The following is a 7,023-nucleotide window of genomic DNA, read 5'->3' on the forward strand; positions in this document are numbered from 1 at the left end:
CCCCTGCCTGGGTCTCGGGGGGTTGGGTGGGCGGGGTGGGGGGGGTGCTGGTGCGGTTGGCCCGTCGGGCGGGGCGGCCCCACCGGGCGGCCCTGCCGGACGGACCCACCGGGCAGGCCTGCCGGATGGACCTGATCTGCGGATTGGTCTCGACCTCTTCCCGGCGCGGCCGTCATGTGCTGTGCTGTCGGCCATGGTTGACAGTGCAGTGGCAGGGACGCCCTACCCGACCGTCCCCCTCACCCCGATGACGGTGCCGGCCCACGAGGCCGAGGCCCGCAGCAGGTCCTTCCACGACGTGATGGCGCAGCGCCGGACCGTCCGCGACTACGCGACCCGCCCGATCCCGGACGGGGTCGTCGAGTGGGCGATCCGGACCGCCAACACCGCGCCCAGCGGCGCGCACGTCCAACCCTGGCGGTTCGTGGTGATCACCGACCCGGAGCGCAAGCGGCGGCTGCGCGAGGCCGCCGAGGCCGAGGAGCGCGAGTTCTACGTGCACCGGGCGTCGGAGGAGTGGCTGGCCGCGCTGGCGCCGATCGGCACCGACTGGCGCAAGCCGTTCCTGGAGGACGCGCCGGCGGTGATCGTGGTGTTCGAGGTGCACAAGGGGCCCGATTCGCCGCGCCCTTACTACACCAAGGAGTCGGTGGGGATCGCGGTCGGACTGCTGCTGGCCTCGCTGCACCAGGCCGGGCTGGCGACGCTGACCCACACGCCGAGCCCGATGAAGTTCCTCAACGAGGTCTGCGAGCGCCCGTTGGAGGAGCGCGCCGCGTACGTCATCCCGGTCGGCTACCCGGCCGAGGGGGCACGGGTGCCGGATCTGCGGCGCAAGGAGCTGGACGAGGTGCTGATCAGGCTCTGACCGCCGGGCGTGTGCGCGCGCCGGTGCGCCGGGGTGCGGCCGGGCGCGCCGGGGTGTGGCGGGGACTGGCGAGAGGCCTGGTGGGAGGCCGTCCGGAATTCATTGGTGACAGGTCCCGGCCAAGGACATAATCGCGGTCATGAGCCACCCGCAGTCACGGTCCTGCAAGTACCCGCCCGCCCCGCTCCACGTGCCCGGCCCCACCGCCGTCACCACCGGGCGGCCGCCCGAGGAACTGCGGCTGCCCGGCGGGATCTCGCTGCTGCGCCGCCGCAGCACGCACGCGGTGGCGCTCAACAAGGCCGTCCGCGCCAACCTGGACCACCTGCGGCCCTGGATGGAGTGGGCGGCCGAGCCCCCCACCCGGGCGCAGACCGCCGAGCTGGCCCGGGCCGGCTCCCTCGCCTGGGAGGCCGGCACCGACTTCATGTACCTGGTCGGCCTGGACGCCGAACCCGGCGGCGTGGTCGGCGCCCTCGGCCTGCACGGCCGGATCGGCCCCGGCGCGCTGGAGATCGGCTACTGGGTCGCCGCCCGGCACGCCGGCCGCGGCATCGCCACCACCACGGCCGGGGCGCTGACCGAGGCCGCCCTGGCGCTGCCCGGCATCGCGCGGGTGGAGATCCACTGCGACGAGGCGAACGGCGCCAGCGCGGCCGTCCCGCGCAAGCTCGGCTACCGGCTCGACCGGGTCGCCGAGGCCGCCGTCCGGGCTCCCGCCGAGACCGGGCGGCAGCTGATCTGGGTCCGGGAGGCCTGACGGCGCTCCGAGGCGGGGCCGGCGACCAGGGCCGGCGACCTGGGCGGCCCGCGCCGTTCGGTACCGCTCGCCGCTCAGCACCGCTGGCCGTTCAGTACCGCTCGCCCGTCGGCGTCGGCAGCGCGTCCAGGTCGGCCAGATCGGCCGCCGAGAGCACGACCTCGGCCGCGCCCGCGTTGTCCACCAGGTAGCGCGGCGTCTTGGTGCCCGGGATCGGGAAGACGTGCCGGCCCTGTGCCAGCACCCAGGCCAGCGCGACCTGTGCGGGCGTCGCGCCGATCCGCTCGGCGACCTCCTTGACCCTGCCGACCAGTGCCAGGTTCGCCTTCAGCGCGTCCTGCTGGAAGCGCGGCAGCCGGCGGCGGAAGTCGTCGGCGGGCAGTTCGTCGAAGGAGGCGATGCTGCCGGTCAGGAAGCCCCGGCCGAGCGGCGAGAACGGCAGGAAGGCGATGCCCTGCTCCTCGGTGTACGGCAGCACCTCGGCCAGCACGTCCCGGGTCCAGAGCGAGAGCTCGGACTGCACGGACGCCACCGGGTGCACCGACTGGGCCCGCTTGATCTCCTCGACGGTCACCTCGGAGAGCCCGATCCGGCGGGCCTTGCCGGCCGCGACGGTCTCGGCGAGGGCGCCCCAGGTCTCCTCGATCGGGACGGCCGGGTCGACCCGGTGCAGCTGGTAGAGGTCGACGTGGTCGGTGCCGAGGCGGCGCAGGCTGTCGTCGATCGAGCGGCGCACGTGCTCGGGGCTGCCGTCGCGGGCCGACTGGCCGGACCCGCCCGGGACGATGCCGACCTTGGTGGCGAGGAAGGCGCGCTCCCGGTACGGGCCAGCCAGCGCGGCGCCGACCACCTCCTCGTTGGTGTAGGGGCCGTACATGTCGGCGGTGTCGATCAGGGTGACGCCGAGGTCCAGCGCCTGCCGGATCACCCGGACGGAGTTCTCGTCGTCCCGGTTCTGCACGTCGTAGGCCCAGGTCATCCCCATGCAGCCGAGGCCGATGACGCCGGTCTCCGGGCCGTTGGTACCGAACGTGGCGTTGCGCATGACGGTGCTCCGATCGTGGTGGTGTGTTTGCCCGCTCGCGGGGTGCTGCGGTGGATCAACGCGTCCAGCTTTCACCTTGGAGTGCACTCAAGGTCAAGCCCGTCCGGTCGCGCTTCGGACGCGCTTGGGATCCGCTTCGGACCCGCTTCGGATCCACCTCCGATCCGCCTCCGATCCGCCGACCGCCAGAGGGGTCGTTGATCGTATGAGCGGCCCTCGGCTCACCCGGAGGTGGGATGCGCCCGAGGCGCAGGTGGAGCGCGTACGTCGGACTTCACCACCATGCGCGCGGGCACGACCGTCTGAACCGTGCGTCCGCACCACGGCCGGCCGCCGGGCGCGCGCAGGCCGGCCGCCCGGCCGGCACCGGGTGATCACCCGTCAAACCGGCGTGCGGGAGCCCGTCGGCGGGACCTCCGCACCACCGGGCGCCATCCGTCCGGTCTTGGCAGGGCTCACGGCGACGGCGGACCCTCTGGGCACAGCCGATCATCGGCTCGTCCAGTCGGTATTCCGTTGGGGAGGAACCCATGACGTTCTCGCGCACCCGCCTCGCCGCCGTCGCGGTGATCGTGGCCGCCGCCACCGCCGTGACCGTCCCGGCGCAGGCCGCCGGCGGCCACCGCGCCCTCAGCCGCTTCGACGACGGAAGCTTCGAGTCGCCCAAGGCCCCGGCGAACAGCTTCGCCGAGTTCAACGCCGGACAGACCATCGGCCCGTGGACGGTCACCAGCGGCAGCGTCGACCTGATCGGCGCCGGGTTCTGGCAGGCCGCCGAGGGCGACCAGTCGGTGGACCTCAACGGCGCCACCACCGGCGCCGTCGCCCAGACCTTCGCCACCGTCCCGGGCACCACCTACTCCGTGACGTACGCGCTGGCCGGCAACACGTCGGCCGCACCGGCCGTGAAGACCGGCCGGGTGCTCGTCGACGGCCAGGACTTCCAGGACTTCTCCTTCGACATCACCGGCAAGACGCCGACCAACATGGGTTACGTGGGGCACCAGTTCAGCTTCGTCGCGCGGAACGCCTCCACCACGCTGACCTTCGCCAGCACCAACGCGGGCGCGGCCGGCCCGGTCGTGGACGACGTCCAGGTCAAGGAGTGCAAGCCGTGTTGCGGGTGATCCACTGAACCGCCCGCCCGCCGGTCCGGGACCAGCGGGCGGGCCTCCCCCTCCTTGCCGACCGTTGTTTCCCCCTCGCTTAAAGTGCTTCACCCCGCACGGCGAGCCCTGACAGGGTCAGTTACCGGAAGGTGCACTCCCTGTGAGGAAGGGTGGATCCCTTGTTCAACCGATTGAACCGATTCAACCGACGAAAAGCATCCGCGCTCGCCGTGGCGACGCTCACGGCGGCACTCGGTCTGGTGCCGGTCGGCACCGCCCAGGCGGCGGCCTGTCAATGGCAGAAGACGGCGTGGGAGCTGCCGCCCACCACGACGGCCGGCGCGGTGTCCTCCAGCGACGGCGGCCGGTACGGAGTCGGCCTCACCGGAACGCGGTCCACCAGCTGGCCCTACGACTTCACGGACGGGCGAGGGACGCTGTGGGACAACGGGAAGGTCGTGCTGCGGCTCCCTGCGGGCAATCCCAACCTGTCCGGCATCAACGCGGCCGGCCTGATCGTCGGCGCCGACCTCGTCAACAACAAGTTCAGGGCCGTGACGGTGAGCCACACCGGGACGACGACTGTGCTGCCGTTCAATCCGAACTGGAACAGCTCGTCCGCCAGTGTGGTCAACAACGCCGGTGACATCGCCGGGATGGCCAAAGTCGGAACGAATTTCATCCTGGTGGTGTGGCCGGCGAACGCGCCGGGAACGTACCGCGAACTGCCCATCCCGGCAAGCAGCTTCCTCTTCCTCAACGGCATCGACGAGCAAGGCAGGGTCGTCGGGTCCACCGACGCGTTCGGCTTCGTCTCGGACATCAACGGCCAGTGGCACGCGCTCGCCGCACAGGGCTCCAACGCCAAGGGAACTCCTGCGGCGATCCGGGACGGGCGCATCGTCGGCGGCACGCAGAACGACACGAGCTACGCCGAAGCCGAATGGGACGCCCAGGGTTCGCTGATCCGAACCATCGGCACGGGCGCCATCTCGGCAAGTGCCATCGGCGGCAACGGAATCGTGGGCGGCACGGCGTTCGTCGGGTCGATTCGACGGCCTGTCCTGTGGCGTGACGGCGTGGTGGCGGACTCGCTGCCTGCGGTCTCGGACTCGTTCACGATCAGGGCGATCAGCACCGACGAGAAGACCCTCATCGGGAACGAGAACTCCCGACCCGTGAACTACACCTGCTCCTGACGGCTGCTTCTGATGCCTGCTCCTGACTGCTGTTTCTGACGGCTGTTTCTGACGCCATGAGGGCCGGCAGCCTCCTCCCCGGAGGGGCTGCCGGTCCGGTCTTCGCCGCCGTCGCTTTCGCGGCCGCCGCCTGTCGGGAGCCGAAAATCCTCCTGCCAGGGTGCCGAAGGTCGACAGGGGTGCCACCCGAGGGTGCGAAGCGGTGTTCCGAGAACGGGGTTCCAGAGCCTTAAACCGTTCCTAAAACCTTCCCACAGCGGGCTTCCGATGCCCCGGAAGTGCTTGACGTGCACAGCTGGTCTAGTCCAGTTTGATGCTCAGCACCGCGCTCCTCCCCCGCACCGGACCAGCCCCCATGCTGCCGCCCGCCCCGCGTTTCCCCCTTCGCGGCGCGGGCGGCCCCACGTCCCGAGAGGCACCCCCATGCCCAGCGCGCCCCAGCCCGCCCCCACGCACCGCCGCCCCGCCGGTCGCACCAAGCTGCTGAGCCTCGCCGCCGCCACCGCGCTCGCCGCCGGCGGCCTCGCCACGCTCGCCGGGAACGCCGGCGCCGCCGACGGCAACCTGCTCGCCAACCCCGGCCTGGAGAGCGACGCGCTCAGCCCCTGGAGCTGTTCCGGCGGGACCGGCAGCGTCGTCAACTCCGGTGCGCACAGCGGCAGCTACGCGCTGAAGGGGGCGGTCGGCGCGAGCGACACCGCACAGTGCGGCCAGACCGTCACCGTCCAGCCCAACACCACGTACAACCTCAGCGCCTGGGTGCAGGGCCAGTACGTCTACCTGGGCGCCACCGGCAGCGGCGTCACCGACCCGGCCACCTGGACGCCGGGCGGCGCCAACTGGCAGCAGCTGTCCACCAGTTTCACCACCGGCCCGGCCACCACCAGCGTCACCGTCTACCTGCACGGCTGGTACGGGCAGGGCGCCTACCTCGCCGACGACATCACGCTCACCGGCCCCGGCGGCGGCAACCCCACCACCCCGCCGCCCACTTCGGGCACCCCGACCGGCACCCCGACCGGCGGCCCCACCGGCACGCCCACCGGCGGCCCGAGCACCCCGCCGCCGAACGTCGCCGTCCCCGTCGCGCCCTACATCGACATGGGCGCCTGGCCCACCCCGTCCATGCCCGACATGGCCAAGTCCGGCAACCTCAAGGCCTACACCATGGGCTTCGTGACCGGCGTCGGCTGCAAGGCCAGCTGGTTCAACGCCTACGATCCGCGCACCGGCTGGGCCAAGGACCAGATCGACGCGCTGCGCGCGGCCGGCGGCGACGTCAAGCTCTCCTTCGGCGGCGCCAGCGGCACCGAACTCGCCGCCGCCTGCACCACCGTGGACTCGCTGTTCGCCGAGTACAACGCCGTCGTCAACGCCTACAACCTGCGCTACGTCGACTTCGACATCGAGGGCGCGGCCATCGCCGACACCGCCTCCAACGACCGCCGCTCCGCCGCGCTCGCCAAGCTCCAGCAGGCCCACCCCGGCCTCAAGGTCTCCTTCACCCTGCCCGTCCTGCCCGAGGGCCTGACCTCCGAAGGCGTCGCCATCGTCAAGTCCGCCCGCGACGCCGGGGTCGCCGTCGACCTGGTGAACATCATGGCGATGGACTACTACCGGACCGGCACCGACTACGGCAACGCCGCCGTGCAGGCCGCCCAGGCCCTGTTCGGCCAGCTCAAGGCGCTCTACCCGGCGAAGACCGACGCCCAGCTGTGGGCCATGGTCGGCGTCACCCCGATGATCGGCGAGAACGACGACCACCAGATCTACAACCAGGCCGCCGCCCAGCAGTTGGTGACCTTCGCCCGGCAGAACCACCTCGGTCTGCTGGCCTTCTGGGACGCCACCCGCGACGCCAACGCCTGCACCGGCGGCTCGCTCTCCAAGTGCACCAACATCGCGCAGCAGCCGTACGAGTTCGCGAAGATCTTCGCCCAGTACGCGGGCTGACCGCGCCACACGGGCCGACCCCCCCCCCCCCCGCGGGGGGGGGGGCGCGCGGGGGGGGGGGGTGTGGGAGCGCCACCCCCACGCGCGCC

6 protein-coding genes are annotated in these 7,023 nt (G+C 72.1%); 5 read left to right on the forward strand and 1 reads right to left on the reverse strand.

Going from position 1 to position 7,023, the window contains the following annotated elements; translation table 11 throughout:
- Window positions 1–193: 193 nt before the first annotated feature.
- Both ACFV6D_RS37820 and ACFV6D_RS37825 read left to right on the forward strand, forming a co-directional pair.
- Window positions 194–868: a nitroreductase family protein gene (locus ACFV6D_RS37820; RefSeq protein ID WP_380563257.1), complete on the forward strand. Its 675-nt coding sequence runs from the start codon at window positions 194–196 to the stop codon at window positions 866–868.
- Between the two features lie 139 nt (window positions 869–1,007).
- Window positions 1,008–1,628 carry a GNAT family N-acetyltransferase gene (locus ACFV6D_RS37825; protein WP_363371191.1) on the forward strand — a complete coding sequence of 207 codons (621 nt, stop codon included), beginning with the start codon at window positions 1,008–1,010 and terminating at the stop codon, window positions 1,626–1,628.
- A 91-nt stretch (window positions 1,629–1,719) separates the two neighbouring features.
- Here ACFV6D_RS37825 and ACFV6D_RS37830 read toward each other — a convergent pair whose 3' ends face one another.
- A complete protein-coding gene (locus ACFV6D_RS37830; protein ID WP_063347013.1) occupies window positions 1,720–2,673 on the reverse strand; it encodes an aldo/keto reductase in 954 nt (317 codons plus the stop codon).
- 530 nt (window positions 2,674–3,203) lie between these two features.
- Here ACFV6D_RS37830 and ACFV6D_RS37835 point away from each other — a divergent pair.
- The 3 genes from ACFV6D_RS37835 (at window position 3,204) to ACFV6D_RS37845 (ending at window position 6,934) form a co-directional block, all read left to right on the forward strand.
- On the forward strand, window positions 3,204–3,800 hold the full coding sequence (locus tag ACFV6D_RS37835; RefSeq protein ID WP_380423490.1) for a choice-of-anchor C family protein: 597 nt from the start codon (window positions 3,204–3,206) through the stop codon (window positions 3,798–3,800).
- 152 nt (window positions 3,801–3,952) lie between these two features.
- Window positions 3,953–4,981, forward strand: coding sequence for a hypothetical protein (locus tag ACFV6D_RS37840; RefSeq protein WP_380563259.1), 1,029 nt, complete (start codon window positions 3,953–3,955; stop codon window positions 4,979–4,981).
- A gap of 423 nt (window positions 4,982–5,404) precedes the next feature.
- Window positions 5,405–6,934, forward strand: coding sequence for a carbohydrate binding domain-containing protein (locus ACFV6D_RS37845; RefSeq protein ID WP_380423492.1), 1,530 nt, complete (start codon window positions 5,405–5,407; stop codon window positions 6,932–6,934).
- Window positions 6,935–7,023 lie beyond the last annotated feature (89 nt).

The organism is Kitasatospora sp. NPDC059812, from assembly GCF_042732075.1.
GTDB lineage: Bacteria > Actinomycetota > Actinomycetes > Streptomycetales > Streptomycetaceae > Kitasatospora.

Excerpts from the sequence above, each read along its gene's own strand:
- ACFV6D_RS37820 (WP_380563257.1), top strand. The coding sequence starts at position 194 with ATGGTTGACAGTGCAGTGGCAGGGACGCCCTACCCGACCGTCCCCCTC.
- ACFV6D_RS37825 (WP_363371191.1), top strand. The coding sequence starts at position 1,008 with ATGAGCCACCCGCAGTCACGGTCCTGCAAGTACCCGCCCGCCCCGCTC.
- ACFV6D_RS37830 (WP_063347013.1), bottom strand. The coding sequence starts at position 2,673 with ATGCGCAACGCCACGTTCGGTACCAACGGCCCGGAGACCGGCGTCATC.
- ACFV6D_RS37835 (WP_380423490.1), top strand. The coding sequence starts at position 3,204 with ATGACGTTCTCGCGCACCCGCCTCGCCGCCGTCGCGGTGATCGTGGCC.
- ACFV6D_RS37845 (WP_380423492.1), top strand. The coding sequence starts at position 5,405 with ATGCCCAGCGCGCCCCAGCCCGCCCCCACGCACCGCCGCCCCGCCGGT.